This window comes from Microcoleus sp. PH2017_05_CCC_O_A (genome assembly GCF_020738785.1).
Classification (GTDB): Bacteria; Cyanobacteriota; Cyanobacteriia; order Cyanobacteriales; family Microcoleaceae; genus Microcoleus.
Genome location: NZ_JAEQCB010000030.1, coordinates 17,738 through 38,423, shown reverse-complemented (window position 1 = coordinate 38,423; position 20,686 = coordinate 17,738). Strand labels below are relative to the sequence as shown.

Below are 20,686 nucleotides of genomic sequence, written 5' to 3'. Positions count from 1 at the left end.
AGAACTTAACAAGCTTACCTTACTTGACTTTTATGCAGTGCATCATCAATCGTCGGGCACAGTTTTCGGCGAGTCACCGGTACTGGCTGCCGGAGTTGAGCGAAGCCGAGAACTTTGAACGGTTTGGCCCAACTGCCCGCGCACCGGGACACGGACACAATTACGTTCTTTACGTTTCCATGATAGGAGAACTCGACGAGTACGGCATGGTGCTCAACCTGTCTGATGTCAAACACGTCATCAAGCGGGAAGTTACCAAGGATCTCGATTTTTCTTACCTTAACGAAGCATGGCCGGAATTTGGGCAGACTCTGCCAACTACCGAAAACATAGCACGGCAAATTTGGCTGCGGCTAGCTCCTCATTTGCCTGTGAGCAAAATTCAATTGTTTGAACACCCGGAACTTTGGGCTGAATATTTAGGAAATGGCATGGAAGCTTATCTAACTCTGTCCACTCATTTTAGTGCCGCCCATCGGTTGGCTCGTCCCGATTTAAGTTTTGAAGAAAACTCGGAAATTTATGGCAAATGTGCTCGTCCTAACGGTCACGGTCACAACTATCATTTAGAGGTGACTGTTAAAGGGGAAATTGATGCGCGGACTGGGATGATTGCTGATTTGGGAGCTTTGCAAAAAGCTGTTGATGATTATGTTGTTGAACCTTTCGATCACACTTTTTTAAATAAGGATATTGCTTATTTTGAGAAGGTTGTGCCAACGGCGGAGAATATTGCGGTTCGGATCGGGCAATTGTTGCGATCGCCCATACGGGAATTGGGCGCTGAGTTGCACAAGATTAAGCTGATTGAAAGTCCGAATAATAGCTGCGAAATTTACGGTGCCGATTTAGATGCAGCGACGGTACAACAGCAACAGTCAGCAGTTTTAGCTGCGGTTTAGAGGTACAAATCGGATCAGTTGGGGCGGTTTAGGCGGATATGAGGCAAATTGTGCAGATTGGTGAAGCCGCCCCGATGATTCCGAGGATGATTGGAGGCGGATTAGGTGCGAGAAAGTGTTCTTTGACACAAGTTATGTGGCGAGTATTATTGGGACTTTTCCTGACAAGTCAGACGCAGCCCGTATTTTGGAGATAGTAACCCAGAATTCCTCATCAAAGCTATTGTCACTGCTGAGAGTATGAGGTCGATCGCCCGATCTGCTGACAAACAACACTAATTTCTCCTAGGTGAGTTGACGTTTATGCGAGTCTCAAATGTAGCTCTATTGACTCTGGCCGCCCTCGCATCCCAGAATGTAACTGCTCAAACTAACGCCGCTCCGGCTGCACCTCCCATCTCTGGTGAGACACCGCAGGCCAGCAACTTTGTTGATGCCATAAATAATACCGTCTCTCGTCCGGCGGAGTCAATGAGCGCGCCCGAGACGATCGCCGACGAACAATTTTCCCCACGAATTGCGGTAAAATCGCAGACTGGTTTGCTGGTAGCAGCGGCCGGTGCTGAATTATCTCCTGCTGTTAAAACCAAGGCAAATCCTGCTGCTAGAGCCACCGATGAACTGACTCAATCTTTACAAGAAACATGGCTGGCTAAATTAATCGAAACTGGGGTTAAAAGCAGTCCCCAAGTTCGCGACGCTTTCGATTTTTTCTCTCCACGGACTGGCAGTGCAGAAACTGGATATGGTTTTAATAATACGATAACTCTGCTGAATATTTTATTAATTCTGGGTACTATTTTGCCACCGGTGACAATCGCCTTTTTTTGGGCGATCCGCAGGCTGGTAGTCAAACAGTTGGTTGCTGACGCCAATCAAAGATTGCACGGCATTGGTGTGTTGGAATCAGAGTTGCTCAACTCTCGCCAACTGACTCAAAAAATGAGGGATGAATTAGAGGCACAAATGAGTGCAGCTAAACAATCACTTGATTTTTTAACTAGAGAAACTGAACTTTCCAAATCTTCCGTCGAGCAAATTGAGACTCTCAAATCTCAATTTATCATGCGCCTGCAAGTGTTGGTAACAGAAGTTGACGAGAAAAAATCTCAAATTGTTCAGGAAATTTCCCAGGTTCCGGCAATTGTTGCCAAAGAAGCTGTCAAACTCGCACCTCAGCGGCAGTTAAATAATGCACAAACTTCTGCAACAGCACCTGCTAGTGACGGACAAAATTTGATTGCTGACGATTGTATAAAGCAAGTCGAAGAGCTTTATTTTCAGGGCAATTACAATGAGGCATTAGCCTGCGTAGAAAAAGCTATTTTAACGAACAAGAATGCGGATGAGGCGTGGTATTGGCGCGCCAATGTGTTAATTAGATTGCAGCGTCATGAAGAGGCGATCGCCAGTTACGACCAAGCAATATTAATTAAACCGGATCACTACGAAGCGTGGTACAATAAAGCGAATTTGCTGGGAAAATTGCAGAGGTGCGAAGAGGCGATCGCCTGTTACGAGCGAGCAAGTGCGAGCGAGCCGAGAAAATACGGTTGTTGGCACAGCATAGCAGCTTTGTTGGGTAAATTGCAGCATTACGAAGAGGCGATCGCCAGTTACGATCGCGCCCTGGCTATCAAAACAACCGACAGCGAAATATGGCACAACCGAGGTGCGATGCTGGGTAAAGTACAGCAGTACGCCGCCGCAGTCGATTCTTACGATCGCGCTCTTGAACTCAATCCCAAGAGATACGAGACTTGGTACAATCGAGGTAATATGCTGTGGAGATTGCTCCGCTACGCTGATTCTGTTGCTTCTTACGATCGGGCTCTCGATATCCGGGCCGACAAATACGAAGTTTGGTACAATAGAGGCGCCGTGCTGGGAAAAATGCAGCTCCATCAAGAGGCGATCGCATCCTACGACAAAGCAATTGCCATTAAACCGCAGGATTTTGAAGTTTGGCACAACCGAGGCGCAGCTTTCGACAAACTATCACAACACGAAGCAGCAATTGCATCTTACTCCCAAGCAATCACGCTTAATTCCAAGTGTTACGAAGCTTGGTTTGGCAAAGGCGAATCTTTGGCAAAATTGCAGCACCATGAAGAAGCGATCGCAGCTTACGAAAAGGCGATCGCAATTCAGCCAGAATCCTACGATGCTTGGCACCACTGCGGTACAGCTTTGTCGCAATTAAAGCGCTACGAAGAAGCAATGGCAGCATACGATCGAGCCATTGCTATCAAGCCAGAAAATGCCGAAGCTTGGCGCGATCGAGGCACAATTGCCTCAGAATTAAAACAAGATACAGAAGGATTTGCAGCCGGTGAAAAAGATACTCAAAACCAGCCACAAGTCGATGAATCTTCGGAGAGTTAGTTGTAAGGTACAGCGCAACTGAGCTGTATTGGAATATTTTTGGCAAAAATGGTAAACTTATGCCAAATGCTAAAAAAGGAGAATAGTTATGTCTGTGAAAATGCAAAGACGGCTATTTACAGTGCAAGAATATCACCTGATGAGTGAAGCTGGTGTTTTTAGCGATCGCGAACGAGTGGAACTTATCGAAGGAGAAATTATCCAAATGGCAGCAATTGGTAGGCGCCACGCCGCCCGTGTCGATCGCCTGGCAGAGTTTTTTGGCGATCGGGTGCGAACACGTGCTATCATCCGGGTGCAAAATCCTATTTGCCTCAATGATAACTCAGAACCTCAACCTGATATTGCCTTAGTACAGCGTCGCGCTGATTTTTATGAAGAATCCCTGCCAAATAGCGAGGATGTTTTGCTGCTGGTAGAGGTAGCAGATAGTACCGTTAATTATGACCGCGATGTGAAAATACCAAATTATTCGCGATCGGGCATTCAGGAAGTATGGTTATGGGATTTGGAAGCAAACTGTTTAGAAGTTTACCGCAATCCCACCGCAAATGGCTACACTTCAGTGCAAAAATTTGAACGCGATCAACAAGTTTCACCACTGGCTTTTCCTGAGTTGACAGTGAGTGTTGATTTAATCTTGGGTTAAAAAAATAGTAAGCTTAAACGGGAGCATCTCAGTTTTGCATTTATAGTGCTGTCCCCGCTCGCGTATGCTACAAATCGCGAGCGGGGACGCTCGCACTATAATAAAAAAAATGCTTTTTGCAAAATAGAGATGCTCCCGCTTAAACTAACTGCGAAAAAAGGAGAATAGTTATGTCTGTTGAAATGAAAAGACGGCTATTTACAGTGCCAGAATATCACCTGATGATTAAAGTAGGTGTTTTTAATAAAAATAACAGAGTCGAATTGATCGAAGGAGAAATTATCGAAATGGCAGCAATTGGGACTCGTCATGCAAGTTGTGTAAAGCGTCTGATCGCTGTGTTCTCCGATCTGGAGAGAAGACGTGCTATTTTGGGTGTTCAAGATCCAATTCAGTTGACAGAAAGGACTGAACCTCAACCGGATGTTGTCTTGCTGCAACCTCGTTCTGACTACTACGCTACAGCGCATCCAATACCATCAGAGGTGTTGCTTTTAGTAGAGGTTTCAGATAGCACTGTAGATTTCGATCGCGATGTCAAAGTTCCTAATTATGCGCGTTCTGGAATTCAGGAAGTATGGCTGTGGGATCTTGAGGAAAACTGTTTGGAAGTTTACCGCCAGCCGACGATAAATGGCTACACTTCAATACAAAAGTTTGAACGCGGACAACAAATTTCGCCGCTGGCTTTTCCCGATTTTGTAGTGAGTATTGATTTAATCTTGGGTTAGGCTGACTTTTATCTTATTTTCGATTCCCACTCCCAATTACCAAAACCTTAGACTTACTATATAATTAATTTAACTCCTCAAATCAGCGAAAGTTTTATGACTGTTGCTAAACCATTTGAATTGGGAGTCACCCATCTCCCAGACCACACCGAACTGCCAGAGTCTGACGGTACTTTTGTGAAAAACTTTCAAGAACTGCCTCAAAGCATTATTCTCACCGATTCCCTGCGGCCTGTATTGCAAAAAATTCACCCTGACGGACGGTACCGCATCGGTCAAGATTGCGGGATTTATTGGCGTTTAACTGACCCTCCCGAACGCGGCGCCGAAGCACCAGATTGGTTTTACGTCCCCAATGTACCGCCACTTTTAAATGGTCAGGTGAGGCGTTCCTATGTATTGTGGAAAGAATACGTTGCACCGCTAATTGCAATTGAATTTGTGTCGGGGAACGGTTCAGAAGAACGAGACAGAACTCCACCGCCAGATCCAGATAGAGAAGAACAACAAGAACAAAAACCTGGCAAATTCTGGGTTTACGAACAGGCGATCCGCATTCCTTTTTACGGGATTTATGAAGTGAAAAAAGCGGCTGTAGAAATGTATCATTTAGAAGACAACCGCTATCAGCGCCTGAGTCCGAACGATCGCGGGCGCTATCCGATTCCACAGCTTGGAGTTGAATTGGGAATCTGGCAAGGGGAATATGATGAGATGAATTTGCCTTGGTTGCGTTGGTGGGATAGTGAAGGCAATTTGTTATTAATAGGGGAGGAACGTGCTCAACAAGAAAGCCTTCGCGCTCAACAAGAAAGCCTTCGCGCTCAACAAGAAAGCCTTCGCGCTGACGAAGAACGACTTCGGGCAGATCGTTTGGCAGAAAAGTTGCGCCAAATGGGCATTAATCCCGATGAATTGTGATTTTTTTGTTAGTTGTTGAATTCTGGGTAATCGCTCTTTTTTTATGACAGAAATATCATAAATTGGGAAAGGACGATTACCTATGGGATAGCTGCGCTTTACGACCATTGATAAATTGCAAAATTAAAGATATTTAATTTTTAATAAAAATTCTTAAAATTCTTGAAAAATTATATATTTGTGGAATTTTTTATAAAGATTTAATCTTTGCCCAACGTAAGTGCTAGTATCATAAGCCTAAAGCTAGGGGTGCCCGCAGATCCGGGCTGAGAAAACACCCTTAGAACCTGAGTCTGGGTAATACCAGCGGAGGGAAGCTGTTTATGAAGGACATTAAGATATGCGTACCGAATGGATCGCTAAGCGTCAGGGTCACAGCAACGTATCTCAAATGCACTACGCCCGTCAAGGTGTCATTACTGAGGAAATGGACTTTGTTGCTAAGCGAGAAAATCTCCCAGGAGAACTGATCCGCGCCGAAGTAGCGCGGGGACGGATGATTATTCCCGCTAACATCAATCATACGAATTTGGAACCAATGGCGATCGGCATTGCGTCTAAATGCAAAGTCAATGCTAACATCGGTGCATCTCCGAACTCTTCCAATATGGAAGAAGAAGTTGACAAGCTTAAACTAGCAGTTAAATACGGTGCTGACACCGTGATGGACTTGTCCACCGGCGGTGGCAATTTGGATGAAATTCGTACTACGATTATCAAAGCTTCACCAGTTCCTATCGGCACTGTACCAATTTACCAAGCTCTAGAAAGCGTGCACGGTAATATGGAAAGTCTGACGGCGAATGACTTCCTGCACATCATTGACAAACACGCTCAACAAGGTGTTGATTATCAAACAATTCACGCCGGAATTCTGATTGAGCATTTGCCGTTAGTCAAAAATCGGCTGACTGGGATTGTCTCTCGTGGTGGCGGAATTTTGGCGCGGTGGATGCTACACCACCACAAACAAAATCCTCTCTACACTCACTTTAACGACATCATTGAAATCTTCAAGAAATATGATGTTTCGTTTAGTTTGGGAGATTCTTTGCGCCCCGGTTGCACTCACGATGCGTCGGATGAAGCTCAATTAGCTGAACTCAAAACTTTGGGACAATTAACTCGCAAAGCTTGGGAACATGATGTGCAGGTAATGGTGGAAGGCCCTGGCCACGTGCCGATGGATCAAATTGAGTTTAATGTCAAGAAACAAATGGAGGAATGCTCGGAAGCTCCTTTCTATGTTTTGGGGCCGTTGGTGACTGATATTGCACCAGGATATGACCACATTACCTCAGCGATTGGGGCGGCGATGGCTGGTTGGTACGGTACTGCTATGCTGTGCTACGTGACTCCTAAGGAACACTTGGGATTGCCGAATGCTGAGGATGTCAGAAACGGGCTGATTGCTTACAAAATTGCGGCTCACGCTGCGGATATCGCGCGCGGCCGTAAAGGTGCGCGAGACAGAGACGACGAACTCTCGAAGGCGCGTTACAATTTTGATTGGAACCGTCAATTTGAGCTATCGCTCGATCCTGAAAGAGCAAAGGAATATCACGACGAAACTTTGCCAGCAGATATCTATAAAACTGCTGAATTCTGTTCGATGTGCGGGCCTAAGTTCTGTCCGATGCAGACTAAGGTTGATGCCGATGCTTTGACTGAGTTGGAGAAATTTCTTGCTAAGGAACCTGTAGCGCTAAGCTAACTATATTGCTAGGGCGGGCGGATAAATTCGCCCACCCTTCCCAATTCAAAAGGCACTAACTTTTTGTTTGGTAGAGGACAAAATATTCTGCATAACTTCTTTCGCCACAGCTTTTACCACATTAATACTGACGCTATTGCCCAGTTGATAGTAAGCTTTATCATCATTGAAATGCAGTACAAAACTATCGGAAAAACCTTGTAACCGTGCGGCTTCGCGGGGAGTAATTCGCCGGACTCTATGGTTGTGATAAACACCTAATTTATTTGCATCGCTGGCAACAAGTGTTACAGAAATCTTCTGCAGATCTAGAAATTTATAGACTTCAAAGGAAAAGTTACCCGATACAGGTTTATACAAATCATTGTTGCGCTGTAGGTACTTCTTGGCAACCAGTAAATCCAGAATGCGATCGAGATTGGGATGAGCAAAAAAAGTAGCTATTTGTTCTTTAGTTAAAAGCTTCCCATCTTGGTGATGTCCAAATTCTTTATTGCGCCTTTTCAATATAAAACGATTCATCAACTCAATTTCATCTAAACTGCACTGGCCTCGCAAACCCAATTCCCAAGAATGAATCGAATTGCCGCCACGATAGTCGATTAATCGGATTCCGTGCAAGCGATTTAAATCATTGTTAACGATTGGTTTCAATGCCTTGACAAATTCTGGCGAGCAATCATATTTTTGGTCTGGATTGTCTTCCAAAATATCTGCAACTGCGACGGGTTTACTCAACGGGGAAAATAAGGATAACTGTTGATGGTTGCAGGAATGGGAATCTTTTGGGCCTAAGTCGGAAATTAACCCAAATTGGGGCGAAGCATTTAAAATTCCTACTAGGTAAACTCGGACGCGGTTTTGGGGTAAACTAAAGTTGGAGCTGTTGAGTATAAAGTAATCGAAGCTGTAACCTCTACTGGTAATTTCGTGTTTAATTGTTTCGAGGGTTCTGCCACCGTCGTGGCTCACAAGTCCCCGGACGTTCTCAAAAATAAATGCTTGAGGTTGAGCGGTATCGATTAGCCTCATTATTTCAAAGAACAGGGTGCCTCGTGTATCACCGAAACCTGCTTTTTTGCCTGCGTAGGAGAAGGATTGGCAAGGAAATCCTGCCAGTAAAATATCATGTTCTGGAAGTTGGTCAATTAGTCGGATGTCGCCTGAAGGTGTGTCGCCAAAATTGGTCTGGTAGACTAATTGAGCATCGGGATTGATTTCGCTACTTAATACGCATTCTGTTTCCAGATTCAAGGAATGTGCGGCGGCTTCAAAGGCTAATCTCATGCCGCCTATTCCTGAGAATAAGTCAATGAAACGGATTTTTTGCATGGCGATTTTAGGTATCCGCTCAATAAATCGGGGTAGAGTACCGTGTTGGAAACGATTTTGCGATGTTTGAGTCTCATCATTAAGTGATTTCCCCCGATTTATTGAGCGGATACTATTTTACCATGCTGTGCCTAGATTGTGAACCTTCTTTTTTGCTGTTACCCCTATTTATTGAGCGGATATCTTTTTATCATTTCTCCCCCAAAGTCCGCCAGTACAATTAAATCCTTCAGGAACATATTTCCTGAAAGTGTTGAAGAGTTTACTATTTGAAATAATCCGCTTAACTCTGAAACAGTGACGCTAAGAATAGCAATAAATTGATCTTGAGTTTCTATCAATTTTGGTATAACACTGAGTTATGCTTCCTTTTGAGATAAGTCGGAAGGCCAAAACATCGAAGCTAACTCACGGATTTCTTCAACTGTTCTTCTGTAATTGTGAGTTGACATTTTTGGTTGTCTGTGGTAATGAGTGCTGTGAATTTGATGCGATCGCCCGCCGTTCTCGCTATTAAATGTTCGGCGGCAGTTGACGCGATTTTTTAGGCTAGGAGATTGGCGATCGCACTTTTACCTATTGCTTGCTACTAATCCATTCTTTGAGATCGGCGATCGTAAAAACAGCCTGAAAATCCAATCCCTGCTCGCGATATAATTGAGCTCCACCTTGCTCTCGATCGATCAGCGACAACACGCGATCGACTTTATAGCCAGCACCCCGCAGCCTCTCCACCGCCTGCATCGCCGACTTACCCGTCGTTACGACATCTTCCAACACCGCCACATTCGTCCCTTCGGGCAACACAGGCCCCTCAATATACGCCATTGTCCCGTGTCCCTTCGTCTCTTTGCGGACAATTAGCGCCGGAATCGATCGACCTTCCAGAGCCGAAACCACACTCACAGCAGTTACAATCGGGTCAGCACCCAACGTCAAACCGCCCACAGCCTGCACTTGAGGTGGCAGCATCGAGAAGAGTACGCGCCCCGTCGCCAAAGCACCTTCAGCGTGCAAAGTCACCGGTTTGCAGTTGATATAATAAGAACTTTTCTGCCCCGAAGACAGCACAAAGTCGCCCTCGCGGTACGCAAACTCGCACAATAAATCCAAAAGTCGATCGCGCAACACCTTTAAATCAGCAGCATCCATAACTTAACACCTTGTAGAAAACGCAAATAATCCGCCGATAATCAGTCTATATTGGAACCGTAATTAATCTAGAAGCTGAAATTTATGAGTCAAAAGTTAAAAAGCCTCAGCAGTGCGTTGATTCTCGCTGTCGCCTCTGCCGCACTGGCATCCGTCAAACCTGCTCAAGCAGATACAGCCCGATTTAGCCCCGTTGGTGACAACTTCAACCGACAATTCTTTGAAGCTTCAGGAGACTTTTATCACAACGTCAGCTTGCAAGGTTACATGGGCGACTATCTAGGAATTGGTTCCCCCAGCGGCGTAGTTGCCTTTCCCGAAAAAGAAATCGAGCGCGATGCCAGTCGCGTCAGCGGCCTCTACCGACGAGTAATGCAGCGGCAGGTTTCCAGCGACCCTATTCTTCGCGTTCCCGATGCCACCAATCCCTTTGATGCCTCAGTTATGGCCTTGCCCGCAGCCTGCCAGGTAGCACCTCAACCGAGCGGCTGTTTCGCTCCTGGGAGCCGAGTCCAAGAACCGTTTGTACCGCGGCAGCAGCAAGAGTCGGAGGCAGTACCAGGCCCGGTTAGAGGACTGTACAATGTATCACCGGCTCGTGGAAATTAACTCCCAGTTCGGTATAACAATTGTTTGTAGTAAGGACTTTAGTCCTGATTGACTTCAACTCAGAGGAAGGACTGAAGTCCTCACTACAAACTTTAATTATCTGAATTCCGGTTGCATCGCAATTCATATTACCCGCAATCAGGACACTCAAGCGTGCCCAAAGCGTGTCAACTTAAGCCTGAAAGCCTTGATAAATGTCGTTTTTACCATAGTCCAGATCCCCCTAAATCCCCCTTAAGAAGGGGGACTTTGATCGGATTCTTGTCCCCCCCTTCTTAAGGGGGGCTAGGGGGGATCTGGGCCTAATCGTTAGACAGTAGACTGGTAATACATTTAACCTTAAGTTGACACTAATGGGCAGTGCCGTGTCCCTACTTGAGAAACTACAAACTTATGATGAAACAATGCTGCCGTCAGGCATGATTGTCCCTTGCAAATGAGCACCGTCGAGATTAGCTCCAGCCAAATTGGCTCCTCTGAGATTTGCCCCTGTCAAATTCGCCCCTCTCAAATCAGCTTTACCGAGGTTTGCCCAGCGGAAATCGGCAGCACTCAAGTCCGCAAAACTAAGATTTGCCCTAAAAAGATATGCTCCCGTGAAGTGAGCTTCCCCGAGGTTAGCTTTAGAGAAATTGGCTGCGTAAAAATGTGCTTCAATCAATTCGGCTTGATTGAGATTGGCTTGACTGAGATTAGCATGATTGAGGTTCGCGCCGATCGCATTAACTCGAAACATTGCCGCCCCGATTAAATTCGCATCTCCTAAATCGGTTTGTTGGAGAATCGCACCACTGATGTCCGCCCCAATTAAATTAGCCCCGCTCAAATCTGCCCCCCGGAGGTCGGCCGCTCGGAGATTTGCTCCCGTTAAATTAGCTTTAACTAATTTAGTATCGAGGAGTTGTGCTCCAGCAAGATTTGCTAAACTGAGATTAGATTCAGCAAGGTTTGCTGTAATTAATTTAGCCTTAAACAAGTCTGTTTTAAAAAGGTTACACCGCCCAAGATACGCACCTCTAAAATTTGCTTCAGCGAGGTTAGCTTCGCTCAGATCCGGTTCGAGGTTTGGGTTGAGATTTCTCCATTCAATCCAAGTAACTGCACCTTTTTTTAGCAGCGCTAAATGCTGTGTATTTGCCATAATTGCATCTCCTATAACCCCTATTCCTTGCGACCAAAAATTGCTGGATTTTCGCGACCAGATACGCTTTCCACCGCCGCAATTGCTGCCTGGGAACCTGCTATAATATCTCGTTCTGCTCCGCCGAGGTAAAGCCGTCCGAAACTACCGACAGCCTGAACTTCTAAGATGTTAATAGATGCACCTTTTTCTGCTTCATTGGCTGCCAGCGCTGCATAGGCGGCCGGTTCTACTTCTAAGACGTAAAGCGTTTGTCCCGCCAGCAGCAACTGTCCGCGCCTGCTGCGGTTGATTAATTGGGTTTGGTGGGGGTCGATGTTGCGAATAATTTGACTGGAAATGACTCGCGGTTTGATACATTCTTCTCTACGGACTCCGATGAATTCTAGAATTGCTTTGCCTGCGGCCCTGGTTTCGCCCTGCTGGCCCGAGTGTACTTCCAGCAAGCCGTACAGGCGCTCGACTATCTGCACTCCAGGGCGCACGGAGGCTGATTTGAGGGCGACATCGGTAATTCGGTTAATTTCGATGCCAGGGGAGATTTCTATCCACAGCGACGCATCCCCCGGCAGTGGCAAGAATCCGGCGGCGACAGTGCCTATGTATGCTGCGTGCTGTGGCTGCAAGTTGTCTAGAAATACGTAGCTGCGTAGCTCTATTCCCAATTTGTTTTAATCTCCGTCGATCGAGCTTTTGTTGTCTGTGCAATATCTGAGTTTACCTTTTTTTGTCAACAGTACATTGTCTGTATGATTTTTGACGGTTGACGGTTGACGGTTGACGGTTGACGGTTGACGGTTGACGGTTGACTGTTTGAACAATACCGATGCGGCCGGAAACGATATGAGATACACCCCTCGAAGTGACGTTTTGGGCTTTGCGAGCTATGTTTAATTTCGTATGACCACTAAAAATTTGATATCAATCTGTAGTAATAGCTGGAGTTAATCAATCTTTACTGCTACAGGTGGATTTAACTTTGAAAGGCGATCGATATAGTGATGATAGTTAAAGATTTTTGCCAACAGAGAGCATTTGAATTATGAAACGTTCTGACTTATCCAAAGCAATCGGTGCAGGTATTATCGCTGCTGGTCTAGCCATTGTGCCAGCTAACTTGCCTGCTTCGGCTCAGACAAATACAACTCCGGGTACTAACAGCAGAGATACTACCACTACCACTACTACTCCTCGCTCTGGTGTCTACAGTGCTGAGAACGATCGCGATTTTGATTGGGGATGGTTGGGCTTGCTCGGCTTGTCCGGTTTGCTCGGTTTAATGCCCCGCAAACGCGAAGAAAATGTCCGCTATACCACTACAACTGGCGATCGCGATCCAGCAGTTCGTACAGATTACCGCTAATACTAGGGTATAACGGGCTGTGGGCATGATGCAGGGACAGGATGTTTTAACCTGTCCGAATAGCGCCAACAATCATCAAAAAACCTCCATCTGTGAGGTTTTTTTATTGGATACGATCGGCAATCAATTGGTTCGTGGTGAGGACTTTAGTCCTCAGGAATGAGAATTAAATAACTTACAATTTTATGATTCTTGTCCTTTCTTGACGGGCGGGACGCCCATCCCACAAATATGTGTAAATTATTTAATTTTCGCTCCTCAGACCGAGAGAGGACTAAAGTCCTTACTACAAAACTATTTTATTTGTTTCTTCTTCTTCTTCTTCTTCTTCTTTTTCCTTCGCGTTCTTCGCGCCTTTGCGGTTCGTTAAATAAAGATTTTTAGCAGCAAAAAATAGTTTAAATTAAAAAATGTTTTTGCCCGATCGCTCCACGAACACATCCAACATCGCCTGCACCAACTTGTCTGGATCTAAAGGCTTACAAATGTGCCGCTGGAACCCCGCAGTCAGGGCTTGCTGGTAGTCAATTTCTCCAGCATAGGCGGTAAGGGCGATCGCGGGAACCAATCCGCCTTGCTCCGGCGGCAGAGCCCGCACCTGCCGCAGCAACATATAAGGGGCTTGCGATTAAATATAACCCCAGTTATCCTAGAAGAGTAGGAAACAAAAAATCTGACATAAGCGGTTGTTACTTCTGTAATTGGGATGCTAGAAATGATCTTGAGTGAGCCAGTGAAATTAACATTCAAAGATGCGGCAAAAAAACTGACAGGCTATCGCCGTCGAGACTTTATGGCAAAAGTGGCTGAAGACTACTTTAATGGTTGGGCCCGCAAAGTAGAAACATTTATGGGGTGGAACCGAGACAGTGTTCAACTAGGCTTACATGAACGACAAACCGGGTTGATTTGTGTGGATAATTACCGGGCACGAGGGCGACATAAAAGTGAAATTTTGCTGCCCAACTTAGAAGCCGATATTCGTTCTTTAGTAGATCCAGAGTCCCAGGCAGACCCCAAGTTTCAATCGACATTTTTGTATGCCCGGATCACGGCCATGGCGGTACGAGCGGCATTAGTGAGTCAGAAGAACTACGACAGTGAGCAATTACCTTCTCGTCAGACAATTGGCGCGATTTTAAATCGAATGGGGTATCGCCTAAAAAAACACAAAAAACCAAGCCCTTGAAAAAAATTCCCGAAACTGATGCGATTTTTGAGAATGTATTGAAGGAGAATCAAGCCTCCAATCTAGATGTCAAGTCTCTGCGAATATCAATTGATACCAAAGCGAAAGTAAAAATTGGCAACCTGTCACGGGGAGGTAAAGCCAGAACCATCGAACCGAAATCGGCTGACGATCATGATACCGAGTGGCAAGCTGTATTAGTCCCCTTTGGCATTCTTAACACTCAAAGTGATCAACTATCGATTTATATGGGACAGTCCGCTGAAACTACAGATTTTATTGTTGATTGTCTAACAGATTGGTGGCACAATAATCAATCTGATTACACCGAACTCGAAGAATTAGTGATTGACCTTGATGGTGGTCCGGCAATCAGAAGCAATCGCACACAATTCATCAAACGCATCATCGAGTTATCTCAGGCAATTGGCTTAAGAATCCGACTAATTTACTATCCACCATATCATAGTAAGTATAACTCAATTGAACGCTGCTGGGCGGCACTTGAACACTATTGGAATGGTGCTATTTTAGATTCAGTTGAAACTGCCGTACACTGGGCATCTAGCATGACATGGAAAGGAATTAATCCCATTGTAAACTTAATTGAGACAACTTATGAGAAAGGCGTAAAAGTCTTACCTCATGAGTTAAAACAGTATTTGCCCTCATGGCAACGTTCTGAAACTTTACCAAAATGGGATATCACGATTATCCCATTTTGACTGGTATTTTATTTGTCCGCGAGTCCCTAACACGCTCAACCAGCGGATTTTGGCCGTGTCTGCGCGCACGATTCGGTAGTCGATCGAGTAGAGCGATCGCGTTTCCCGAGCCGTTTTGACTGCCTGCAAGACTTGTTTTAAGTCGTCTGGATGCACGAACTTTTTCCACACTGCGATCGTAGTTTCGCCGCCCGGTGTCGGTTCGCAGCCGAAAATCCTGAAATGGTTCGCCGACCAAATTACTCGATTTGTTCGCACGTCTAGATCCCAGCTTGCTATGCCCGAGCCTTTGATGGCGACGCTCAAACGTTCTTCTATGATCGGCGCTCAGACACTTTTAGCCGCAATTGGCGAAATTGCTGACAGTATTTACCGGGCAGGATTTCGGAAATTAGTATTGATGAATGCCCACGGCGGACAGCCGCAGGTAATGGAAATTGCAGTGCGGGATATTCATCAGAAATATCAGGATTTTTCAGTGTTTCCGCTGTTTGTTTGGCGGGTGCCGAATGTGGCGGCCCAATTACTCACGGCGAAAGAGTTAGAATTGGGAATTCACGCGGGAGATGCCGAAACGAGTTTGATGTTGTCAATTTTGCCCGAACAGGTGAAAATGGAGCGAGCAGTTTGCGAGTATCCGAGGGATTTGCCTGCTGACAGTTTGCTGAGTATGGAAGGTAGCTTGCCTTTTGTTTGGCTGACGCGAGAGTTGACTGATAGCGGTGTGTTGGGCGATGCGACGGTGGCGACGAAGGAAAAGGGCGATCGTATTTTGGAATCTCTCTCTGACGGCTGGGTACAAGTTATCAAAGATGTGCACAAGTTTCGACAGCCGGGAAATAATTAAAACAAAACTTACGCATCGGCACCCAGAAACCGGGTTTTTTACCTAATCTGCGGTCTAAAATCCGTCTTTTCGTAAAAAAACCCGGTTTCTAAACAAGGAGTGCGTCATACCAATTTAATGGGTCGTTGCACATATCCCGATCCCCCTAAATCCCCCTTAAGAAGGGGGACTTTGAGTAACTCTTGTCCCCCCCTCCCACCAGGGGGGTTAGGGGGGATCAGATTCTATGCACCCTCATAAAAAATTGGTATCAGTCCTATAAAAATTAAGAATTAAAAATCAAAAATAGTTCTAATTCGTGTCAAAATGAGTCTAACAAATTTTCTGAGTTGGAAGGCTAACTATGAGTGTAACTCCTAAATTGCAGCGCGCATTTGAGCAAGGCCGCGCCCTGAAAATTATCAGCGGTTTAAATAATTTTGATGCGGCTAACGTTGCGGCTGTTGTCAAAGCAGCGGATCTCGGTGGCGCTTCCTTTGTCGATATTGCTTGCGATCGCGATTTGGTATTGATGGCAAAACAGTTGACAAATTTGCCAATTTGTGTGTCGGCTGTGGAACCAGAAAAGTTTGTAGCTGCGGTAGAAGCTGGCGCTGATTTGATTGAAATTGGCAACTTTGATGCTTTCTACGCCGTAGGGCGCCGCTTTGAAGCTGAGGAAGTTTTGGAGTTGACTCGCCAAACGCGATCGCTATTTGGGAACATCACTCTTTCTGTAACAGTTCCCCACATTTTGACACTGGACAAACAAGTACAGTTAGCAACCGAATTAGTCAAAGCTGGCGCTAACATCATCCAAACCGAAGGCGGTACTAGCGCCCAACCAATTCACGCCGGAACTTTGGGATTGATTGAAAAAGCAGCGCCTACTTTGGCCGCAGCCTTTGAAATTTCCCGCGCCGTACAAGTCCCCGTACTCTGCGCTTCGGGCATCTCCAGCGTCACTGCACCGCTGGCTATTGGCGCTGGCGCTGCGGGTGTTGGCGTCGGTTCTGCTGTCAGCCAACTTAACAGCGAAGTGGCGATGATTGCTGCTGTTCGCAGTTTAGTTGAAGCTTTGGCAAAAGTCGAGCGATCGCACTTTGCTACTTCAATCTAATTAAGAAGGAAGAGTTGACAGTTGACAGTTGACAGTTGACAGTTGACAGTTTTCAGAGGGAAGAGGGAAGAAGGAAGAGTTGACAGTTGACAGTTGACAGTTGACAGTTTTCAGAGGGAAGAGGGAAGAGGGGAGAAGGAAGATTTTTCCCCCTCTTCCAATCTCCCAATCTCCCTCTTCCTTAATAATTAATCCACCACACGGCATAATCATGTAATAAATGATTGTTTGGGGGGATATCATCAACTGATTCTAACTCTGCTAAACGCAACATAAACTTTTTGCGATCGCCGACGCGCTGAACTTCCACAAATATGCCGTCTTCCTGAATAGAAAAATCTTCCAACCGATGAATTGTGAATTTATCAGTATAAGAAGGTTGAGTTTTTTTGAGCCTTGCATATTCTTTTTTAGTGCCAAAACCCATAAGATACTCTTCTTCCCATTCAAACTCTTCTATGCCAGTAACATGGCACGGAACTTGAAAATTTTGCTTGAGGTAGTCTAAATATTTGATTGTATTTTTAAGATCGGCATTGATTTTTTTGTTTCCCAGGATTCTTCTAATCTTACTTTCAAATTGACCGCCATTAAATGGGTTGTTTTCATCGAGATCGGCGAAGATTTCTGGCTTGAAGGTGCCTCCTAATTCTGGTAATTCAGCAAGCAAGCGCTGCAAGTCGTTTAGCGGTTTCGGTCTTCTACCTGCTACAATGGTTTCATCAAGCTGAACTAAAGGAAGTTCGGATTCTGAAGGAAGGGATTTGCTTTGATTTGGGCGATCGTCAACTTGAGACTTGTTAACTTTAGGCTGGTTAACTTTAGGTTTGTTAAATTTGGGCATCGCTCGGTCTCGCTGTATCGGTTTATCAATAAAGTATATCTTGGTAGAAGTACATTCGTGTCTGACAAATAGGAGGAAGCTGTGATGCAATTACTGAAATCGCCTGATGAATCGGCAGTCTATCAAGGGCAATTCGGCGAGTTTACGATTACCGAAAGCGATCGCACTGGAGTGTTGATCTACCGCGCCGGATTGGGGGTGGCGGCGCTGTGTTTGGCGGTGGGTGCTACTCTGGTGTTGCAACAGGGCGACAACCCAATGGCAATTCAAGCTGTAACGCCTGTTTTTGCGTGTTTCTGGATAGCTTTAGGCGTTAGTTTGGCAACTATTCACATTTACATGATTGCGCTGCATCGCACGTTACAGATGTTTTGGGCGATCGGCGGCGCGGCAGCACTGTTTGTCGCTTTACAAAGTAGCGAACCTTTGGCTTTGGCGGTGTACGAACATCCAGCGACTTTGTGGGGAATTGGCTTTACTTTTGCTGCCTTGAATGGCATCTTTTTTAAAGAAGCTTTCTGCTTTAACCGCCTAGAAACTAAGTTTTTGACTCCGGGAGTTCCGCTATTACTTTTAGGACATATTTTTGGCTTCTTGACACCGGAAAATGAACAGTTGCTGCTGGGACTTTGGGCGATATTGTTCATCATTTTTGCTGTCCGCAAGTTTTTTCAACCTATCCCCCAGGATATCGGCGATAAGAGCGTTTTTGAGTATCTCAAACACAAATAATTTGGGAATGGGGAATAGGGCATAGGGAATAGGGCATAGGGAATAGGGCATAAGGCAATTTTATAACTTTCTCACTGTCTCACTATTTCCCTCTTCCTGAAACCATTGGTATTGTTGCTTCTTCCTTCTTCCTTCTTCCTTCTTCCTTCTGCTATAAAATGAGAATTCGTCTGATCCGCCGCCGAGAAATGTGGGCAATTACCTGGGAAGGTTGGGTAATTGCGATCGCAGGTTTAATCATTACAATGGTCTTAATTATCACAAATATTCATCCATTTTTGGCGGTAAATGCGCCGATTAAAGCAGATATACTGGTTGTGGAAGGCTGGTTGCCGGATTATGCAGTCGAAAGTGCGATCGCAGAATTCAACAAAGGCGGATACCGGAAATTGGTGACAACCGGGCTTCCGGTAAGTAAGGGCCACTATCTCGCCCAATATAAAAATTATGCTGAACTGACCGCCGCGACTTGTATTGCGCTAGGATTTGATAAGAACAAAGTGGTAGCTGTACCCGCACCGAGTGTTGTGAAACACCGCACTGCTGCTTCTGCGATCGCACTTCGAGATTGGCTAGCTACTTCTGCCCTAAAAGTGGACTCAATCAATCTTTATTCTATTGGCACTCATGCCCGCCGCAGTTGGATGGTTTTCAAAGAAGTGTTGAATCCTGAAATTAAAGTCGGGATTATAGCTGCGGAATCGGAAGATTATAACTCACAAGAATGGTGGAAATCTAGCGCAGGTTTTCGGACTGTGACTGGGGAAATCATTGCTTATATTTATGCCCGTTTTGTCAATTGGAAAGCTTAGGTACGTTGTTGGGCTTCAGCCCTCTTTGTCTATAAATCTAAAGAGGGCTAAAGCCCAACAACGTACCTTTTTTAAGTTGACAGCAATGGATAGTGCTGTTTATACCAAAAATGATAAAATTATTTTCAGATAAATTGAGGGCAAGTCGTTGCTAGAAGAACGCGCTTACTGGTTAGCATGGTCACAGATTAATGGTATAGGGCCGATTTTGTTGCAAAGATTGCACCAACATTTTAATACTTTGGCAGAAGCTTGGATGGCGAAACCAGTAGATTTAATGCGAGTAGAAGGGTTTGGCAAGCAGGTAATTGATACCACTGTACAAGAACGATCTAAACTCAATCCTGAAGAATTTATTGAGAAACATCTTATTAACAATCCCTGTTTCTGGACACCCGCAGATCGGGATTATCCCAGCTTATTATTGGAAATTCCCAGCCCGCCGCCGGTGCTGTATTATCGCGGTTTAGTCGATATCAAAGAGAATCAAGGAATTACGCCGACGGTGGCAATTGTTGGCACTCGCAGTCCTTCGGAATACGGCCGCCGCTGGACTCGTAAAATTAGTGTGGCTTTGGCTAAAAATGGTTTTACTGTTGTTTCGGGATTTGCCGCAGGTATTGATACGGAGGCTCATACAAGCTGTTTGGAGACGGGAGGTCGGACTTTGGCTGTTTTTGGTACTGGGGTTGATATCGTTTATCCTAAGCCAAATGAGCGGTTGTGCGATCGCCTGTTACAGCAGGGATTGGCAATTAGTGAATATCCGGCGGGCACTCAACCGAATAAAACTAATTTTCCGCGCCGAAATCGGATAATTGCTGGCTTGAGCCGCGCTACTATTGTGATAGAAGCTCCGCAGAAGTCGGGGGCGTTAATTACTGCTTATCAAGCGAATGAGTTTTGTCGGGATGTGTATGTTTTGACGGGAAGGTTGGATGATGAGCGATCGTTTGGATGTTTGGAGTTGCTGAGTAAAGGTGCTCATCCGATTCTCCCCAATAGCGATCGACTTTTAAGCGAAGACCGATTGCTAGAAATGCTCGGAGCTATGCCAAAATTGGATAGCGCGCAGCAGTTGTCCTTGTTTCCGGCAAATCCAACCCCTGAAAAGCCAGAGCCGCTATTGGATGGGGAGTTGGCTGTAGTGTTAAAAGCTCTGGGTTCGGGGCCGAATTCTCTTGATACAATTGTGGAGGCTGCGGGATTGGAAGCGGGGACGGTTTCTGGTATTCTTTTGCAGTTGGAATTGTTGGGATTAGTTTCGCAATTGCCGGGTATGCGATATCAGCGCTGTTGATTTGATATGTTAGAAAAATCGGCGGTTGAAACCGCATCTGCACAGACAAAATCCGGCGGTTGAAACCGCGTCTGCACAGACAAAATCCGGCGGTTGAAACCGCGACTATACAAACAATGTCCGCCTCCGCGGACTGAAGAAAAAACGCAATTTTAACCGCCTATTCTTCAACCTGCGGAGGCAGGTTTTGTCTGTATAGACGCGAATTCCATTCGCCCGGTCTTTTTCAACCCGCCTCC

19 protein-coding genes, 2 pseudogenes and 1 riboswitch are annotated in these 20,686 nt (G+C 45.5%); of the genes and pseudogenes, 14 read left to right on the top strand and 7 right to left on the bottom strand.

What is annotated here, in order from left to right; translation table 11 throughout:
- The first annotated feature begins 32 nt into the window (after positions 1-32).
- The 6 genes from JGK20_RS09275 (at position 33) to thiC (ending at position 7,302) form a co-directional block, all read left to right on the top strand.
- The gene (locus tag JGK20_RS09275) at positions 33-902 is read left to right on the top strand and encodes a 6-carboxytetrahydropterin synthase (RefSeq protein WP_293185910.1); all 870 of its coding nucleotides are present in this window, start codon (positions 33-35) and stop codon (positions 900-902) included.
- A 303-nt stretch (positions 903-1,205) separates the two neighbouring features.
- On the top strand, positions 1,206-3,287 hold the full coding sequence (locus JGK20_RS09270) for a tetratricopeptide repeat protein (protein ID WP_293191508.1): 2,082 nt from the start codon (positions 1,206-1,208) through the stop codon (positions 3,285-3,287).
- A gap of 88 nt (positions 3,288-3,375) precedes the next feature.
- Positions 3,376-3,936 (top strand): Uma2 family endonuclease, encoded by a 561-nt coding sequence (locus tag JGK20_RS09265; protein WP_293185908.1) that lies wholly within the window; start codon positions 3,376-3,378, stop codon positions 3,934-3,936.
- A gap of 170 nt (positions 3,937-4,106) precedes the next feature.
- A complete protein-coding gene (locus JGK20_RS09260) occupies positions 4,107-4,667 on the top strand; it encodes a Uma2 family endonuclease (protein ID WP_293225914.1) in 561 nt (186 codons plus the stop codon).
- 96 nt (positions 4,668-4,763) lie between these two features.
- On the top strand, positions 4,764-5,588 hold the full coding sequence (locus JGK20_RS09255) for a Uma2 family endonuclease (protein ID WP_293204672.1): 825 nt from the start codon (positions 4,764-4,766) through the stop codon (positions 5,586-5,588).
- 235 nt (positions 5,589-5,823) lie between these two features.
- A riboswitch (TPP riboswitch) is annotated at positions 5,824-5,920 on the top strand.
- A gap of 8 nt (positions 5,921-5,928) precedes the next feature.
- Positions 5,929-7,302, top strand: a complete 1,374-nt coding sequence (gene thiC, locus JGK20_RS09250) for a phosphomethylpyrimidine synthase ThiC (protein ID WP_293198426.1) — start codon at positions 5,929-5,931, stop codon at positions 7,300-7,302.
- A 45-nt stretch (positions 7,303-7,347) separates the two neighbouring features.
- Here the strand turns inward: thiC and dcm are convergent, their stop codons facing one another.
- Positions 7,348-8,634 carry a DNA (cytosine-5-)-methyltransferase gene (gene dcm / locus JGK20_RS09245; protein ID WP_293204670.1) on the bottom strand — a complete coding sequence of 429 codons (1,287 nt, stop codon included), beginning with the start codon at positions 8,632-8,634 and terminating at the stop codon, positions 7,348-7,350.
- A gap of 576 nt (positions 8,635-9,210) precedes the next feature.
- Positions 9,211-9,786, bottom strand: a complete 576-nt coding sequence (gene pyrE / locus JGK20_RS09240; protein ID WP_293185903.1) for an orotate phosphoribosyltransferase — start codon at positions 9,784-9,786, stop codon at positions 9,211-9,213.
- A gap of 84 nt (positions 9,787-9,870) precedes the next feature.
- Here pyrE and JGK20_RS09235 point away from each other — a divergent pair, with 84 nt between their 5' ends.
- A complete protein-coding gene (locus tag JGK20_RS09235) occupies positions 9,871-10,395 on the top strand; it encodes a hypothetical protein (protein ID WP_293185901.1) in 525 nt (174 codons plus the stop codon).
- A 391-nt stretch (positions 10,396-10,786) separates the two neighbouring features.
- Here the strand turns inward: JGK20_RS09235 and JGK20_RS09230 are convergent, their stop codons facing one another.
- Both JGK20_RS09230 and JGK20_RS09225 read right to left on the bottom strand, forming a co-directional pair.
- The gene (locus JGK20_RS09230; RefSeq protein ID WP_293230167.1) at positions 10,787-11,536 is read right to left on the bottom strand and encodes a pentapeptide repeat-containing protein; all 750 of its coding nucleotides are present in this window, start codon (positions 11,534-11,536) and stop codon (positions 10,787-10,789) included.
- A gap of 20 nt (positions 11,537-11,556) precedes the next feature.
- Positions 11,557-12,201 carry a hypothetical protein gene (locus JGK20_RS09225; RefSeq protein ID WP_293151824.1) on the bottom strand — a complete coding sequence of 215 codons (645 nt, stop codon included), beginning with the start codon at positions 12,199-12,201 and terminating at the stop codon, positions 11,557-11,559.
- A gap of 377 nt (positions 12,202-12,578) precedes the next feature.
- Here JGK20_RS09225 and JGK20_RS09220 point away from each other — a divergent pair, with 377 nt between their 5' ends.
- On the top strand, positions 12,579-12,899 hold the full coding sequence (locus JGK20_RS09220) for a WGxxGxxG family protein (RefSeq protein ID WP_293185898.1): 321 nt from the start codon (positions 12,579-12,581) through the stop codon (positions 12,897-12,899).
- Between the two features lie 403 nt (positions 12,900-13,302).
- Here the strand turns inward: JGK20_RS09220 and JGK20_RS09215 are convergent, their stop codons facing one another.
- On the bottom strand, positions 13,303-13,512 hold the full coding sequence (locus JGK20_RS09215) for a hypothetical protein (RefSeq protein WP_293185897.1): 210 nt from the start codon (positions 13,510-13,512) through the stop codon (positions 13,303-13,305).
- A 93-nt stretch (positions 13,513-13,605) separates the two neighbouring features.
- Between JGK20_RS09215 and JGK20_RS34475 the strand changes: the two are divergent.
- Positions 13,606-14,813, top strand: a pseudogene (locus tag JGK20_RS34475) (ISAzo13 family transposase).
- On the opposite strand, the gene JGK20_RS09200 reads toward JGK20_RS34475, so the two are convergent.
- Positions 14,778-15,071, bottom strand: coding sequence for a PAS domain-containing protein (locus JGK20_RS09200; RefSeq protein WP_293186855.1), 294 nt, complete (start codon positions 15,069-15,071; stop codon positions 14,778-14,780). The pseudogene JGK20_RS34475 and the gene JGK20_RS09200 overlap by 36 nt on opposite strands.
- Before the next feature lie 61 nt (positions 15,072-15,132).
- Here JGK20_RS09200 and JGK20_RS09195 point away from each other — a divergent pair.
- Together JGK20_RS09195 and JGK20_RS09190 are read left to right on the top strand one after the other, a co-directional pair.
- Positions 15,133-15,660: pseudogene (locus tag JGK20_RS09195) on the top strand (creatininase family protein); the annotation flags it as partial.
- Positions 15,661-16,003: 343 nt separating this feature from the next.
- The gene (locus tag JGK20_RS09190; protein WP_293186854.1) at positions 16,004-16,759 is read left to right on the top strand and encodes a DUF561 domain-containing protein; all 756 of its coding nucleotides are present in this window, start codon (positions 16,004-16,006) and stop codon (positions 16,757-16,759) included.
- Positions 16,760-16,940: 181 nt separating this feature from the next.
- Here the strand turns inward: JGK20_RS09190 and JGK20_RS09185 are convergent, their stop codons facing one another.
- On the bottom strand, positions 16,941-17,603 hold the full coding sequence (locus tag JGK20_RS09185; protein WP_293186853.1) for a hypothetical protein: 663 nt from the start codon (positions 17,601-17,603) through the stop codon (positions 16,941-16,943).
- Positions 17,604-17,687: 84 nt separating this feature from the next.
- On the opposite strand from JGK20_RS09185, the gene JGK20_RS09180 reads away from it, so the two are divergent.
- The 3 genes from JGK20_RS09180 (at position 17,688) to dprA (ending at position 20,447) form a co-directional block, all read left to right on the top strand.
- Entirely contained in the window at positions 17,688-18,335 is a 648-nt protein-coding gene (locus tag JGK20_RS09180) for a DUF2301 domain-containing membrane protein (RefSeq protein WP_293186852.1), read from the top strand.
- A 158-nt stretch (positions 18,336-18,493) separates the two neighbouring features.
- Positions 18,494-19,147 (top strand): YdcF family protein, encoded by a 654-nt coding sequence (locus JGK20_RS09175; RefSeq protein ID WP_293230158.1) that lies wholly within the window; start codon positions 18,494-18,496, stop codon positions 19,145-19,147.
- Between the two features lie 148 nt (positions 19,148-19,295).
- Positions 19,296-20,447: a DNA-processing protein DprA gene (gene dprA / locus JGK20_RS09170; protein WP_293186850.1), complete on the top strand. Its 1,152-nt coding sequence runs from the start codon at positions 19,296-19,298 to the stop codon at positions 20,445-20,447.
- Positions 20,448-20,686 lie beyond the last annotated feature (239 nt).